Origin of the sequence: Mycolicibacterium thermoresistibile (genome assembly GCF_900187065.1) — a bacterium.
GTDB classification, from domain to species: domain Bacteria; phylum Actinomycetota; class Actinomycetes; order Mycobacteriales; family Mycobacteriaceae; genus Mycobacterium; species Mycobacterium thermoresistibile.
The window spans coordinates 123154-136865 of record NZ_LT906483.1 but is presented as its reverse complement, the minus strand read 5'-3'; the positions used below and the strand labels follow the sequence as shown (position 1 = coordinate 136865).

13 protein-coding genes are annotated in these 13712 nt (G+C 69.0%); 5 read left to right on the top strand and 8 right to left on the bottom strand.

What is annotated here, in order from left to right; translation table 11 throughout:
- Positions 1-3: 3 nt before the first annotated feature.
- The 7 genes from CKW28_RS00615 to CKW28_RS00585 form a co-directional block, all read right to left on the bottom strand.
- Positions 4-870, bottom strand: coding sequence for an SDR family oxidoreductase (locus tag CKW28_RS00615; protein WP_003924574.1), 867 nt, complete (start codon positions 868-870; stop codon positions 4-6).
- Between the two features lie 35 nt (positions 871-905).
- Entirely contained in the window at positions 906-2315 is a 1410-nt protein-coding gene (locus CKW28_RS00610) for an aldehyde dehydrogenase family protein (RefSeq protein ID WP_003924575.1), read from the bottom strand.
- A 91-nt stretch (positions 2316-2406) separates the two neighbouring features.
- Positions 2407-3636 carry an alpha/beta hydrolase family protein gene (locus CKW28_RS00605; protein ID WP_003924576.1) on the bottom strand — a complete coding sequence of 410 codons (1230 nt, stop codon included), beginning with the start codon at positions 3634-3636 and terminating at the stop codon, positions 2407-2409.
- Positions 3633-4445: an SAM-dependent methyltransferase gene (locus CKW28_RS00600; protein ID WP_003924577.1), complete on the bottom strand. Its 813-nt coding sequence runs from the start codon at positions 4443-4445 to the stop codon at positions 3633-3635. The genes CKW28_RS00605 and CKW28_RS00600 overlap by 4 nt, the downstream gene beginning before the upstream one ends.
- Entirely contained in the window at positions 4442-5407 is a 966-nt protein-coding gene (locus CKW28_RS00595) for a class I SAM-dependent methyltransferase (protein ID WP_003924578.1), read from the bottom strand. Before CKW28_RS00595 ends, CKW28_RS00600 begins: the two co-directional genes overlap by 4 nt.
- Positions 5404-6372 carry a class I SAM-dependent methyltransferase gene (locus CKW28_RS00590; protein ID WP_003924579.1) on the bottom strand — a complete coding sequence of 323 codons (969 nt, stop codon included), beginning with the start codon at positions 6370-6372 and terminating at the stop codon, positions 5404-5406. Before CKW28_RS00590 ends, CKW28_RS00595 begins: the two co-directional genes overlap by 4 nt.
- A gap of 81 nt (positions 6373-6453) precedes the next feature.
- On the bottom strand, positions 6454-7092 hold the full coding sequence (locus tag CKW28_RS00585) for a TetR/AcrR family transcriptional regulator (protein ID WP_040546256.1): 639 nt from the start codon (positions 7090-7092) through the stop codon (positions 6454-6456).
- A gap of 157 nt (positions 7093-7249) precedes the next feature.
- Between CKW28_RS00585 and CKW28_RS00580 the strand changes: the two genes are divergently transcribed.
- Positions 7250-7816, top strand: a complete 567-nt coding sequence (locus CKW28_RS00580) for a TetR/AcrR family transcriptional regulator (protein WP_040546257.1) — start codon at positions 7250-7252, stop codon at positions 7814-7816.
- Here the strand turns inward: CKW28_RS00580 and CKW28_RS00575 are convergent, their stop codons facing one another.
- A complete protein-coding gene (locus tag CKW28_RS00575; protein WP_003924583.1) occupies positions 7817-8791 on the bottom strand; it encodes a pirin family protein in 975 nt (324 codons plus the stop codon).
- A 271-nt stretch (positions 8792-9062) separates the two neighbouring features.
- On the opposite strand from CKW28_RS00575, the gene mycP reads away from it, so the two are divergent.
- Genes mycP through CKW28_RS00555 form a run of 4 tightly spaced genes read left to right on the top strand, consistent with a single transcriptional unit; the run spans position 9063 to position 13709 of the window.
- Positions 9063-10409 (top strand): type VII secretion-associated serine protease mycosin, encoded by a 1347-nt coding sequence (mycP, locus tag CKW28_RS00570; RefSeq protein ID WP_040546258.1) that lies wholly within the window; start codon positions 9063-9065, stop codon positions 10407-10409.
- On the top strand, positions 10406-11803 hold the full coding sequence (gene eccE / locus CKW28_RS00565) for a type VII secretion protein EccE (RefSeq protein ID WP_003924585.1): 1398 nt from the start codon (positions 10406-10408) through the stop codon (positions 11801-11803). Before mycP ends, eccE begins: the two co-directional genes overlap by 4 nt.
- Positions 11803-13371, top strand: a complete 1569-nt coding sequence (locus CKW28_RS24285) for a PPE domain-containing protein (RefSeq protein WP_040546259.1) — start codon at positions 11803-11805, stop codon at positions 13369-13371. Before eccE ends, CKW28_RS24285 begins: the two co-directional genes overlap by 1 nt.
- The gene (locus CKW28_RS00555) at positions 13368-13709 is read left to right on the top strand and encodes a YbaB/EbfC family nucleoid-associated protein (RefSeq protein WP_003924588.1); all 342 of its coding nucleotides are present in this window, start codon (positions 13368-13370) and stop codon (positions 13707-13709) included. Before CKW28_RS24285 ends, CKW28_RS00555 begins: the two co-directional genes overlap by 4 nt.
- The last annotated feature ends 3 nt before the right edge of the window (positions 13710-13712 follow it).

The window sequence follows — 13712 nt, the reverse complement described above, 5'->3', positions numbered from 1 at the left end:
GTGTCAGCCGAGCTTGAAGGTGGCCAGCTTGGCGTCCGACAGGTCGGTGATCTCGTTCCACCGGGCGGCGATGTCGGCGACCGTGGGAACCCCGTCGGTGAAGGTGACGCCCTCGTTCTGGAACAGCGCGGTGCGCTGCACCTTGCCGCCGCCGACGATGAAGACCGACGCGGTGTCCTCGATCTCCTCGCTCATCAGGTGGGCCACCACCGGGGCCACGTACTCCGGGGTGAGTTTCTCGAAGACCTCCGGCGGCAGGATGTCCTGCGTCATCCGGGTCGCGGCGATCGGGGCGATCGCGTTGGTCTTGATGTTGTACTTCGCACCCTCCTGGGCCAGTGTGTTGATCAGGCCCACCAGGCCGAGCTTGGCCGCCCCGTAGTTGGCCTGGCCGAAGTTGCCGAACAGGCCGCTGGTGGAGGTGGCGACGACCACCCGGCCGAAGTTCTGCTCCCGGAAGTGCGGCCAGGCCGCCCGCAGCACGTTGTACCCGCCGTACAGGTGCACCTTCTGCACCGCGTCCCAGTTCTCGTAGGACATCTTGTGGAAGGTGCCGTCGCGCAGGATGCCGGCGTTGCTGACCACGCCGTCGACCCTGCCGAACTCGTCGAGCGCGGTCTTGATGATGTTCTCCGCACCCTCCGGCTCGGCGACCGAGTCGTAGTTGGCGACCGCGCGGCCACCGGCCTCCTTGATCTCGGCGACCACCTGATCGGCCATCGCCGAGCCCGAACCGGTGCCGTCGCGGGCCCCGCCGAGGTCGTTGACGACCACGCTGGCGCCCTCACGGGCCAGCGTCAGGGCGTACTCACGACCCAGGCCGCCGCCGGCACCGGTGACGACGATGACGCGATCCTGCACTCCGGGCATGACGTTCCTTCCTCTTGGCTATCGGGCCGCCGCTGTCAGAACAGCTTGCGGGCCAGCTTCCACGCCTTCTCTGTATACGGGGGGTAGAGCATCTGGACGACATCGGGTCGGGTCGGTTTGGTCATCACCGTCTTGCGGTGGCTGAACTCCTCGAACCCGTACCGGCCGTGGTACGCGCCGGTGCCCGACGGTCCGACACCGCCGAACGGCAGTTTGGCGGTCGCGAAGTGGAACAGCAACTGGTTGATCACCATGCCGCCGGCCGGCACCTCCCTGACCACCCGTTCCCGGATGGCCTTGGTCTTGGTGAACAGATAGGCGGCCAGCGGCTTGGGCCGGGCGTTGACGAATTCGATTGCGTCGTCGATGGATCTGACGGTCACGATGGGCAGGATCGGCCCGAAGATCTCATCGGTCATCAACGGTTCGTCGAGCGCCGGGTCGACGACGATGGTGGGCTCGATCTTCAGCGTCGACGGATCCGATCCCCCACCGAGGACGACCTTGCCCTTGGTGGCCGCCAGCGCGGCGGTCAACCGGTCGAAATGGCGCTTGTTGACGATCGGCTTGCCGCCCGACTCGCCCTCGAAGCTGCGGACCGCCTCGGCGATCCGGTCGACGAGCTGATCCCGGATGGACGCGTCGGCGAGCACGTAGTCGGGGGCGATGCAGATCTGACCGGAGTTGATCAGTTTGGTCCAGGCGATCCGCTTGGCCGCGACGTCGATGTCGGCGTCGGCGGCGACGATCACCGGGCTCTTGCCGCCCAGCTCCAGGGTGACCGGGGTGAGATGCGGTGCGGCGCTCTCGTACACCTTGCGGCCGATGTCGGTGCCGCCGGTGAAGCAGATCTTGTCGAAGCCCTGGGCGATCAGTTCCTGGCTGACGGCGGCGTCGCCCTCGATCACCACGATCGCGTCGTTGTCCAGGTATTTCGGCACCAGCTCGGCCATCAGCGCCGACGACGCCGGGGACACCTCCGACGGTTTGAGCACCACCACGTTGCCGGCGGCGATCGCCCCGACCGCGGGCCCGAGCGTCAACGCGAACGGAAAGTTCCAGGCACCGATGATCAGCACCGTCCCGTACGGTTCGTACTCGATCCAGCCCAGGCCGGGCAGCTGGGAGAACTCCAGCATCTTGTAACGGCGTCTGGCCCATTTGCGGACGTTTTTGGCGGCCGTCTTCGCCTCGGCGGCGGTGCTGGCGACGTCGGCCAGCCACGCCTCGAAGGGTTGGCGGCCGAGGTCTTTCTCGAGCGCGGCGGCGATGGCCGTCTCGTTCTCCACCACCAGCCGTTCCAGCGCCTGCAGCTGCTGCTTGCGCCAGGCGATGTCGCGGGTGCGGCCGCTGGCGAAGGTGCGCCGCAGCCGCTGCACGGTGCCGGCGATATCGGGGGTGGCGGATGTCTTGGTGGCGGGTGCCGTGGCGGACTCGGTGGTCATGGTGTGATCCTTCCTGACCGGGAAAGCCTCATAGTAACCAACCGGTTGGCCAGTCTGGTGGCTTCGGGCGAACCCCCGGAATCGGCTCGGATCAGGCGCGTCCGGGCGCCTCGATCAGCCCGGACTGTGCCAGCGCGTCCTCGACGAACCGCTGCACCGAACGGGACTGGAAGAAACCGGTGTGCCCGCCGCGGTACCACACGATGTCGGGCCGGTCCCAGTGCTCCCACAACCGCACCACCTGCTCGCGCGGGTGCACCACCCGGTCGGCGATCCCGCCGTAGACGAACCGGCCACGCGGCGGCACCCGCGGTCGCAGCGACAGCGGTGAGATCATCCGGCCCAGCGGCCGGGCCAACTCCATGGTCTCCCGGCGCGGGTCGCCGCGCCGCAGGCCGGCGTGCCGGCCCAGCAGCTCGATCAGATCGGCCACCGGGACGCCGAGGATCGCACAGGTCAGGCCGTCTTCCAGGCTCACCACCAGCGATGTGACGAAGCCACCCAGCGAGATGCCGTTCAACCCGATCGCCGAGTCCGGCTCCTGGGCGCGGATCCACGAGATCAGCCGGCGCACATCCCACACCGCCTGGCCGGTGGCGTGCACGTTGTCGAGCACGTCCTCGCCGGGGAACACCGCCCCCTTGGGCAGTCCGCGTCCCCGCGGGCCGTGCATGGGCAGCACCGGCAGCACCACATTCAGGCCGAGCTCGCGGTGCAGGCGCCGCGCCCGGAACACCGCCAGGTCCACCGCGGCGCGACCCATCTCGGTGCCGTGGATGCCGATCAGCCACGGCCGGGGTTCGGCGTGCCGCAGCAGCAGCGCATAACACCGGTCGTTGGCGCTGTAGCCCGCATACCGCTGGCCGCCCGGCGCGCCCGGCAGCGGGGCGTATCCGCTGTCCCAGCGGATCCGGTCGTGGTCACGCCGGCGGCCCTCCCGCGGCAGCACCGTCACCTCGTCCAGCGCCGGCGGCGGGGTGAAGAACTTCTCCGGGTCGTCGAGACAGCCTCGGCTGCCGAAGAATTCGAGCGCTTCGCGAACCTCGGCGGTGATCCGTTCGAAGGCGCGGACGTCACTGACCGGGCGGCGGGTCCGCAACCCGAGCAGCACCACCTCGTCGCGGAACGCCTCGGCGGCCAACGCCAGCGTGGGACGGGTCAGCGGCAGTTCCTCCTCCTGCGGCGTCCTGCGCAGGTACTCCCGCCACAGGCCGCCGTAGTACCGCCCGGTGCGCCGGAACGGCCGGACCACGGAGTCCAGTGGAGCCCGCCCCGGGATCCGCTCCAGGGGTGACCGCGGTCGGGGCGGACGGTCGGTCATGCGATCTTCTCCGCGGTGACGAAGGTGGCCGACAGCTCGAACAACTCGTCGCCAGTGTTGACCACGGGGCGGTTCAGTTCGGCCAGATAGTCACGGGCCCAGATGGTTTCGACGCCCCAGCCGCGTGAGGTCAGCCAGTCGGCGGGATCGTTGTAGCCGGAATGCGGGCCGACCGAGTCGTCGAGGATCAGCAGGCTGCCCGCGGCGCTGAGCATGTCGATCTCGGTGATCAGCGCATCCTGCTCGGCGGCCGGCATCGGGACCAGCCCCTCGACCAGCCAGGCGGTGGGTTCGTTGTGGTTGAACCGCGCGTTCCACAGCGCGCGCGGCCAGGTGGCGACCGGTTCCACGCCGACGGGCCGCCACCGGGCCCGCGGCCGGGCCGCCTGCCCGGCCAGCGCGGCGGCCTTGTACAGCAGGGTGTTGGGCCGGTCGATCTCGAACACGATGGTGTCGTCGGGCCAGGACAGCCGGAACGCCCGGGTGTCGAGGCGGGACGCCAGGATGACGATCTGCCGGATCCCGGCCGCGGCGGCGTCGGCGCAGAACGCGTCGAACCGGTGGGTGCGGGCGGCCAGGTAGTCGGTCAGCTGCCGGTGCGCGGCGGCCAGCGCCGGGACCTGCCCGTTGAGTTCGGCGGTGGCGTCGGCCAGCCGGGCCAGTTCCGGTGCGCTGACCAGTGCCGCGGCCAACGGGTCGCTGATCAGCGCGTCGGGCCGGGCCGACTCGGAGGCGCGGGCGGCGGCCGCCAGCACCGCCGGGGCGCCGATGCGCTCGGCCAGGCCGGGGTGATGGCCGGGCGGTCTCATGAGGGACGCTCCGCGGTGACGAATTTGGAGAAGGCGGTGTCGTCGAGGTCCGCGGCGTCGGCGTCGTCGCCGGGCGGCATGGCGGCCGCGACGAAGCGGTCCAGCCGCCGCATCTCGTCGGGCGCGGACACCCACTCGGTCCGCCAGCCGTGGCCGGTGAGCCACTCGGGGACGTCGGCGCGGTCCGGGTCGTCGTACATCAGCTGGGCGACGTCGAGGGCCTTCTCCAGGCCAAACTGCGACGCGATGCGTTCCATCCGGGCCCGCATCTGCTCGCGCCGGTCCACCGGCTCCTCCGCGGCGGTCTCCACCGCCAGCCGGCTGCCGGGCGCGCTGAGCGCGGTGATGTTCTCGAACAACCGGTCCTGCGCGTCGGCCGGCAGGTACATCAACAACCCCTCGGCGAGCCAGGCGGTCCGCTGCTGCGGGTCGAAGCCCTTGGCACGCAGTGCTTTCGGCCAGTCGTGGCGCAGGTCCACCGCCACCTCGCGACGGTCGGCGGCCGGTTGCACACCGTGGGCGGCCAGCGTCGCGGACTTGTATTCGAGCACCTTGGGCTGGTCGATCTCGTAGACGACGGTGCCGTCCGGCCACGGCAGCCGGTAGGCGCGGGAATCCAGGCCCGAGGCCAGGATGACGACCTGGCGGATCCCCGCCTCGGCGGCCCGGGCGAAGTACGTGTCGAAGAAGTGGGTCCGCACCGCCTGGTAGTTGCCCATGTGATCGAAGATCGCCGCGGTCTCGGGGTCGGCGGCCTCGATCTTCGCGGTGAAGTCGTCGTCGAGGATGAGCTCCCACACCCCGGTGCCCGCACCGGCGACGAGCACCTTGGCGTACGGGTCGCGGATCAGCGCGTCCTCCCGTTCGGTCTCGGCGGCGCGGGACGCCGCGACCATGACCGCGGTGGAACCGACGCTGGTGGCGATGTCCCAGGTGTCGTCGTCGGTGCGTAGTGAACTCATCGGGACGCTCCGTTCAGGTGGGCGCGCAGCAGGGTGCTCGGGACCGCGACGTCGAGCAGATCCGCCGGCACCGGCCGGCCCATCCGGGCCATCTCCTCGGTGCCGGGGACGCTGTCCGGGTGCCAGCCGTGGGCGGCCAGCCATTCGCCGGCGTCGGCGCGGTCCGGGTCGTCGTAGGTGAGGGCCTCGAAGTCGAGGTTGAGGTCGAGTGCGGCCTTCATCCGGGCGGTGCGGTCGCGCCATTCGGCGCGGCGCCGTTCGGTGGCCCGTTGCGGATCGTGGTGGAACGCCTCCACCGCCAGCCAGCTGCCGGGTGCGCTCAGCGCGGTGATCCGCTCGAACAGCCGGTCCTGCGCGTCCGCGGGCAGATAACAGAGCAGCCCCTCGGCCAGCCAGGCCGTCGGGGCGGCGGAATCGAACCCGGCGTGCCGCAGCGCGGCCGGCCAGTCGTCGCGCAGGTCGACGGCCACCGTCCGGCGATCGGCCTTGGCGACCGCACCGTGCGCCTGCAGGGTGCGGTTCTTGAAGTCCAGCACGCGGGGCTGGTCGAGTTCGTAGACGACGGTCCCCGCCGGCCAGTCCAGCCGGTAGGCCCGCGAGTCCAGTCCGGCGGCCAACAGCACGATCTGCCGGATACCCGCGCGGGCGGCCGCCGCGAAGTACCGGTCGAAGTAGTGGGTGCGGACGGCCTGGTAGTCGCGTGACATCAGGTGCATCCGCCGGGCTGTCTCGTCGTCGCCGAGCCAGCTCAGATCACTGCTGGCCAACTGGGTCCACGGCGGACCGGCGGCGGACACCAGCAGAAAGGCGTACTCGTCGCGGATGAGCGGATCCGGCTGCGAGGTTTCGAGGGCCCGTTCGGCAGCGACCCCGAGAGCGGTCGCGCCCACGCTCTCGGTGATGTCCCAGCTGTCGCCCTCGCTCCGTGCCGACGCCGCCTCGGTCACGTCAAACATCATGACCATACTAACGAAAAAGTTAGCTAGCCTATTCGGCCTGTGGGCAATGTCACCGCAGGTCAGCGTGGTTGGCCGGCTAACAGGGCGTCAGCTCTTCAATTGCCACAGCTTATTGGCCAACAACAGTTCGAACTGTTCGACGACGGTTTTCAGGTCTTCCTGCCTGCCGACGTACCCGGCGTAGAAACCCATCCCCCACAGCACCGCGACGAGCATTTCCACGATTTTGCTGACGTCGGTGTTGGTGGTCAGTTCGCCGCGTTCGATCGCGTCGTTGACGGCCCAGGTGACAAACGCGCGGGAATTCTTCAGCGCGTCGAATTCGTCGATGGTCAGTTCCGGGTGCCGCTGCGATTCCAGCACCGAGATCACCAGGAATGCCGCGGTCGACCGGTCCTCGGATTCGGCCTGCATCGCCGCGGTGAAAAAGGCCGACAGCCGGCCGAGCAACGTGGTCTCCCGTTTGGCCCGTTCCATCCCCTCGGCGACCACCAGCGAGTTGGTTTGCTGAACCACCTCCTGATACAGCACCTGCTTGCTGGGGAAGTAATGGTTGATCGCGGGACGGGTCAGATCGGCGCGGACGGCGATCTCCTGAAAAGTCGCGGCGTCGTAACCGAGTTCACTGAAGACCTCGCGAGCGGCACGTACTATGCGGGCGCGTGTTTCTTCGGCCTTCGCCGCAGGAGGACGTCCCGGACCTCGACGAGCAGGGTTCGGCGGCACGGACCGAATTGTGCCACAGGCACCCCGGCGAACAGGCAGAACACTGAATTCCGGGCGGTCACCGCGGTGCCGTGACGGGCCGGGCGAAACACGAAACGGGCCGTCGCCATCCCGGAATGGTGTCGATCATGCGCGCCGGGAATTAGGGTCTGAATCCATGGCAAGCGGCGTGACACGGGAGGCCTACTTCGAAACCGGCCTGGCCGTCCTCGCCGATCTCGGATATGGCGGGCTCAAGCTCGCCGAGGTCTGCAATCGGCTGGGCGTGACGACGGGATCCTTCTACCACTATTTCTCCGGGTGGCCCACCTATACCCGCGAGCTGATCGAGTTCTGGAGACGGGAACGCACCACCGCCATCATCGAATCGGTGCGCGACACACCGGATCCACGTCGGCGCATCGGCACGCTGGTGCAGGAGTCGCTGCAGTTGCCACACGGCGCCGAGGCCGCCATCCGGGTCTGGAGCTCGTTCGATCCGGACGTCTACGAGGTGCAGGTCGCCGTCGACCGCCAGCGGTTCGACATCATGTACGAGTCCGCGCTGGAGGTGCTCGGCAATGAACGCCAGGCGCACGTGTTCGCGTCGTTGACGATGTACATCCTGGTCGGCTACGAGCAGGCCACGCTGCCCCGCGACCCGGGGGTGCTGGCCTGGATCGCCGAACAGGTGCTGCGCACGCTGGATTCGGGCGGGTTCGCCACCATCCCCGGAGGGGAGTGATCAGGCACCCGCCCGGTGGGGACGCAGCGCGTCCGGCGGGATGGTGCCTAACTTCCCGGCCTGGAAGTCCTCGAGCGCCTCGATCAGTTCGGCCTTGGTGTTCATCACGAACGGACCGTACTGCACCACCGGTTCGCGGATCGGCCGGCCGCCGAGCAGCAGCACCTCGAGAGCCGGCCGGTGGGAGTCCTGCGTGGTGTCGGCACCGACGGTGAGACGGTCACCCGGTCCGAACACCGCGAGCCGGCCCTGGTGGATCGGGTGTCCCTGGGGGCCGACGGTGCCACGGCCGGACAGGATGTAGACCAGCGCGTTGAAGTCGCGGTTCCACGGCAGGTTCAACTGCGCGCCGGGTTGGACGGTGGCATGGGCCATGGTGATCGGCGTGTGGGTGACGCCCGGGCCGCGGTGGCCGTCGATCTCGCCGGCGATGATGCGGACGAGCGCGCCACCGTCGGCGCCGGCCACCAGCGCCACCTGCGTCCCTTCGATGGACTGGTACCGCGGCAGGGTGAACTTCGCGGCGCGGGGCAGGTTGACCCACAGCTGGACGCCGTGAAACAGGCCACCGCTCTGCACCAGCTCGGCGGGCGGTGTCTCGATGTGCAGGATGCCCGACCCGGCGGTCATCCACTGGGTGGCGCCGTCACCGATCAGGCCGCCGCCACCGTGTGAGTCCTGATGGGCGAACCGGCCGTCGATCATGTAGGTCACGGTTTCGAAGCCGCGGTGCGGATGCCAGTCCGTGCCTCGGGGCTCGCCGGGCTGGTACTGGACCTCGCCCATCTGATCCATGTGCACGAACGGGTCGAGGTCAGCGCGGGGAACCCCCGCGAAGGCGCGGACCACCGGGAACCCCTCGCCTTCATAGCCAGGGCGTCCGGTTGTTATCCGGCGAACCGGCCGTTCCGTATCGGCGGGGGTGGCCCGGGTGATGCGGGGCAGTTGCAGAACATCAGCGGTGACAGCAGGCATACCGGCTATAACCGGACCGCGGTCCGATTCATTCCCGGGATGGCATTGCCGTGTATGGGACGGTCTGACCAGCTAATTCGCTTCTGTCCCGGATTCGTCGGCAGAAGAAAGCGGAATCGAGCCCTGACCAGCCGTCGTATTCTTTCCTGGTGCGACCAGGCCTTCGCTGCGACGTGAGAGGATGTACCCTTCGTTCGGCCGTCAACAGTTTGCTGCGTGGATTCCCGGCCGGCATCGACCTCGCATCCGCTCTGCAGGGGGGTGAGCAACCGTGCACCTCTTGGGTGTGCTGATCACGGCGCTGCTGCTGGCCGTGGTGACCGCGCCGCCCGCCGGGGCGATCGAACCTCCGGTGATCGACCCGGCGGCGGTCCCGCCCGACGAGACCGGTCCGGACAATCCGATGGAGCAGCGCCGGGTGTGTGCGGCGCCGACGGTGTACCCGGACTCCAACTTCGCCGACCGACCGTGGGCCAGCGACTATCTGCGGCTGACCGAGGCGCACAAGTTCGCCACCGGGGCGGGGATCACCGTCGCGGTCATCGACACCGGTGTGAACGGGTCACCGCGGGTGCCGGCCGAACCGGGCGGCGATTTCGTCGACGCGGCCGGCAACGGCATGTCCGACTGCGATGCGCACGGCACTCTGACGGCTTCGGTGATCGCCGGGCGCGGCGCCCCGACCGACGGCTTCATCGGGGTGGCGCCGGATGCCCGGATCCTGTCGCTGCGCCACACCTCGGCGGCGTTCCAGCCGGTCGGTGCGCGCACCGATCCGAACAATCCGAACACCACCCAGACCGCCGGCTCGCTGCGCAGCCTGGCCCGCGCCATCGTGCACGCGGCGAACCTCGGTGCGCAGGTGATCAACATCAGTGAGGCGGCCTGCTACAAGGTGACCCGCCCGATCGACGAGACGGGTGTCGGCGCGGCCGTCAACTACGCGGTGCACGTCAAGAACGCGGTGGTGATCGCGGCGGCCGGCAACACCGGTCAGGACTGCACCCAGAACCCGCCGCCCGATCCGGCAGTGCCGTCCGACCCGCGCGGCTGGCAGCAGGTGCAGACGATCGTCAGCCCGGCCTGGTATTCGCCGCTGGTGCTGACCGTCGGCGGGATCGGTCCGACCGGTCAGCCGAGCAACTTCTCGATGTCCGGGCCGTGGGTCGGTGCGGCCGCGCCGGCGGAGAACATCACCGCACTGGGGTACGGAGGTGAGCCGGTCAACGCGCTGCAGGGGCAGGACGGCCTGGTCCCGGTCGCCGGTACTTCCTTTGCCGCGGCGTATGTCTCGGGGCTGGCCGCGTTGATCCGGCAGCGCTACCCGGACCTCACGCCGGCGCAGGTGATCAACCGGATCACCGCGACCGCGCGGCATCCGGGCGGCGGGGTGGACAACTACGTCGGCGCCGGGGTGATCGATCCGGTGGCCGCGCTGACCTGGGATGTGCCCGAGGGGCCGGAGACGGCTCCGTACCGCGCCAAGGAGATTCCCGAACCGGAGTTCATCCCGCCGCCGGACCGCGGGCCGATCACCTGGGTGGTGGTGTCGAGCGCGGCGGTCGCGCTGGCGCTGGGCATCGGAGCGCTGACCCGACGGGCGTTGAGGCGCCGATGAAGTCGCTGCGAAACCTGTTCGGGATGCGGTTCAGCACCGGCCACGGGATCTGGGCGGCGGTGCTCATCCCGGCGGTCGTCGTGCTGTTCGAGCGGCTGGAGATGCTGTGGCTGGGCGTCGTGGTGGCGGTGTTCATCGCGCCGGCCTCGGTGCTGACCATCCGGGGCCGCCGGCTGACCGGTTGGGTCGCGGCGGTGTTCTCCTGGCGCCGGCGCCACCGGGTGCCGCCGGCCCGGCCGTCGGAGCCCGCGGTGGGGGCCACCGTCGCACCCGGCGATCACGTCGCGGTGCGCTGGCAGGGCGACCACCTGGTGTCGGCGATCGAGCTGGTGCCCCGCCCGTTCACCCCCACCGTGCTGGTCAACGGCAAGGCGTTCACCGACGATCTGCTCGACACCCGGTTGGTGGAGCAGTTGCTGACCGCGCACTGCCCCGATCTGGAGGCCGACATCGTCTCGGCCGGGTACCGGGTGGGCAAGACCGCCCCGGCCAGTCTGCTGGCGCTCTATGAGCAGGTGCTCGGCCCGTATCCGGCGCCGGCCAACCGGCGGACCTGGATCGTGCTGCGCGCCGATCCGGAACGCACCCAGAAGTCGGCGCGCCGCCGCGACGTCGGGGTGGCCGGGTTGTCGCGGTATCTGGTGGCGTCCACCACCCGGATCGCCGACCAGTTGGCCAGCCACGGCGTCGACGCCCGGTGTGCGCGCAGTTTCGATGACCTCGACCGGGCCACCGAGATCAGCTTTGAAAGGGAGACCTGGTCGTCGATCAAGGGACGCAGCACCTTCACCGCGGCCTACAGCGCGCCCGGCGGCCCGGACGTGTGGTGGTCGGCGCGTGCGGACCACACCATCACCCGGTTGCGGGTACGGCCGGGCGCCCCGCCGACCTCGACGGTGCTCTTGACGACGCTGGCGAATCCCACCACGCCGCGCGGGTTCTCCTGCCTGTTCGGTGGTCAGCGCGCCGCGCTCGAGGGGTTGAGCCCGGTGACCGACAAACATCACGAGCTGCCGATCGGTTCGGCCGGGGTGCTGGTCGGGGAGACCGTCGACCGCTACCCGGTCTACATGCCGTTCGACGACGTCGATGTGAGCATCAATCTCGGCGATGCGCGGTTGTTCACCCAGTTCGTGGTCCGTTCGGCCGCGGCCGGCGGGGTGGTGACGCTGCTGCCGCAATTCCGGGAGTTCGCCTCGCTGATCAATGCCCGGGTGGGGCCGGAAGCCAAGATCAGCTGGCCGAATGCCACCACCTACCTCGGGCCGCATCCCGGGATAGGCCGGGTCATCCTGCGGCACAACTTCATCGACACCCCGCGACACCGTCAGCTGCCGATCCGGTTGATCAACCCGCGAGAAGAAAGCCGCTATCAGATGGCGCTGGAGGGCTGATGACAGAACTCAGAGTCGAACCGTCGGAATTGCAGGCGAAGGCAACGGTCATTTCTGCTCCGTGGCCCCCCATGCCCACTGACCCGCAACCGGCGTGCGGTCTGGAGCTTGCCGGTATCGCGGTCAGCCAACTCTATGCGGCGTCGGCGGAGACCCGCGCGAAGATCGCCGCCGGAGAGGTGGAGGCGAGACGGCTCTCGCAGTCCCTGGTGGCGGCGGCGAACGCCTATACGGAATTCGATGCACGGGCAAAGGCGGCCCTCGATGCCGGCGAGCCGATCCCGTCGGAACCCGTTTTCCCCCGGTATGACATCGAACCGCCCGCCCCAGAGCCAACCGGTCTGCCTATCGGGCAATGCCCCGGTCCGCCCGGATACCTCGACGTCAAGACCGCGGCCGCGCAGATCAATGCTCCCGATCAAACCGCGTCGTTGCAGGAGTTCGCGGCGAACTGGCGGGCTTACAGCACCCAATTGTCCGAACGCGCAAATTCTTTCAACCTGGACGACGTCAACTGGGGTGGTACCGGTGCAGAGTCTGCACAGGACGCGATGACCGAACATCGGCAGTGGTTGCAAGCCATGGCGGGAGTCGCCGAAAACCTGGCCGATCACGCGGAGAAGCTCGCGGATGCGCATCGCAAGGCGGTGCAAGAGCATCCGACCGAAGAAGAAGTGGAGCGGGTCGAAAACATCGTCCGTCAGAACTTCAGGTGGATGGACATGTACCACCAGTTGCAACGAAAATCGGACGAGGTCCTCAGCGAGTACGCCAAGGACTCCGCCCTCAGCGGCATAGAAGTTCCACCACCCCCCACGGGTGCAGCGATGGTTCCTCCCGTCACCACAAACGGCGATCCCCGCGGCAGGTACAGCAGAGATGCCGATCTCAAAGCCAAGTACATCCAGGAGGGCGCACCTGGCGGGGGCGGTGCGCCGGGCGGGGGTGCACCTGGCGGGGGCGGGGGTCCGACAGGGTCGGTGGACCCGATGGGTTCTCCGGTAGCACCCGAACCTCCCGTGCCGGCCTCGCCAGAGCCGGTTACCGCCGCGGCCGAACAGGGCGGCGGCGCGCCGGCGGGCGGTGGGTCTCCGGGTGGTGGCGCCCCATCCGGCGGCGGCGCACCCGGCGGTGGAATGCCAGGCGGGCTTCCCGGCGGCGCGCCGGGTGGCAAACCCGAGATGCCCAAGATGCCTACCGATCCGAGCGTCAAGCCCGCTGCCGGTGGAGGTGCCGGCGGCGGAGCGGGAGGCGGAGCCGGGGGCGGGGCACCTCAGCCGTTGCAGCCGGCAGTGACCGCCGAGACCGTCGCGGCGTCACCGGCTGCGGGGCGCGCCGGCGCAGCACCGGTCGGTGGGCCGATGGCAGGCGGCGGCATGGGCATGATGGGCGGCATGGGCGGCATGCCCATGGGCGCCGGCGGTGGACAGAATCAAGGCAAAGAGAAGCGGCGCGACGCGAATCTGTCACCCGATGAGGATCTGTACAAAGAAGATCGACCGTGGACCGAAGGGATCATCGGCAACCGGCGGCGTAAGGAATCGCAGGAAGGTAAAGAATCCAAGTGACGGAGGAGTTGCATCCCCAGGTCGCCGCGGTGTTGCGGCACGGCGAGCAGCTGCAGTCGATCATGGATGACCAGCTGCACAAGATGAACACCCAAACCTTCACCGGCACTGACGAATCCGAGTCCGTCGAGGTCATCCTCGATGGTCACCAGCAGTTGGCTGACATCCGTATCGAGGACGGGCTGCTGCGACTGGGTGCAGCGACCGTCGAGCAGCGACTGAACGAGGCGCTGCAGAAGGCGACTGCGTCGGCCATGTCGTCGATTGAAGCCGACCGTGAACGGATCGACGCGTTGGTGACTGAGATGTCGGACGATCTCGGACAAATACTGCAGTGACGA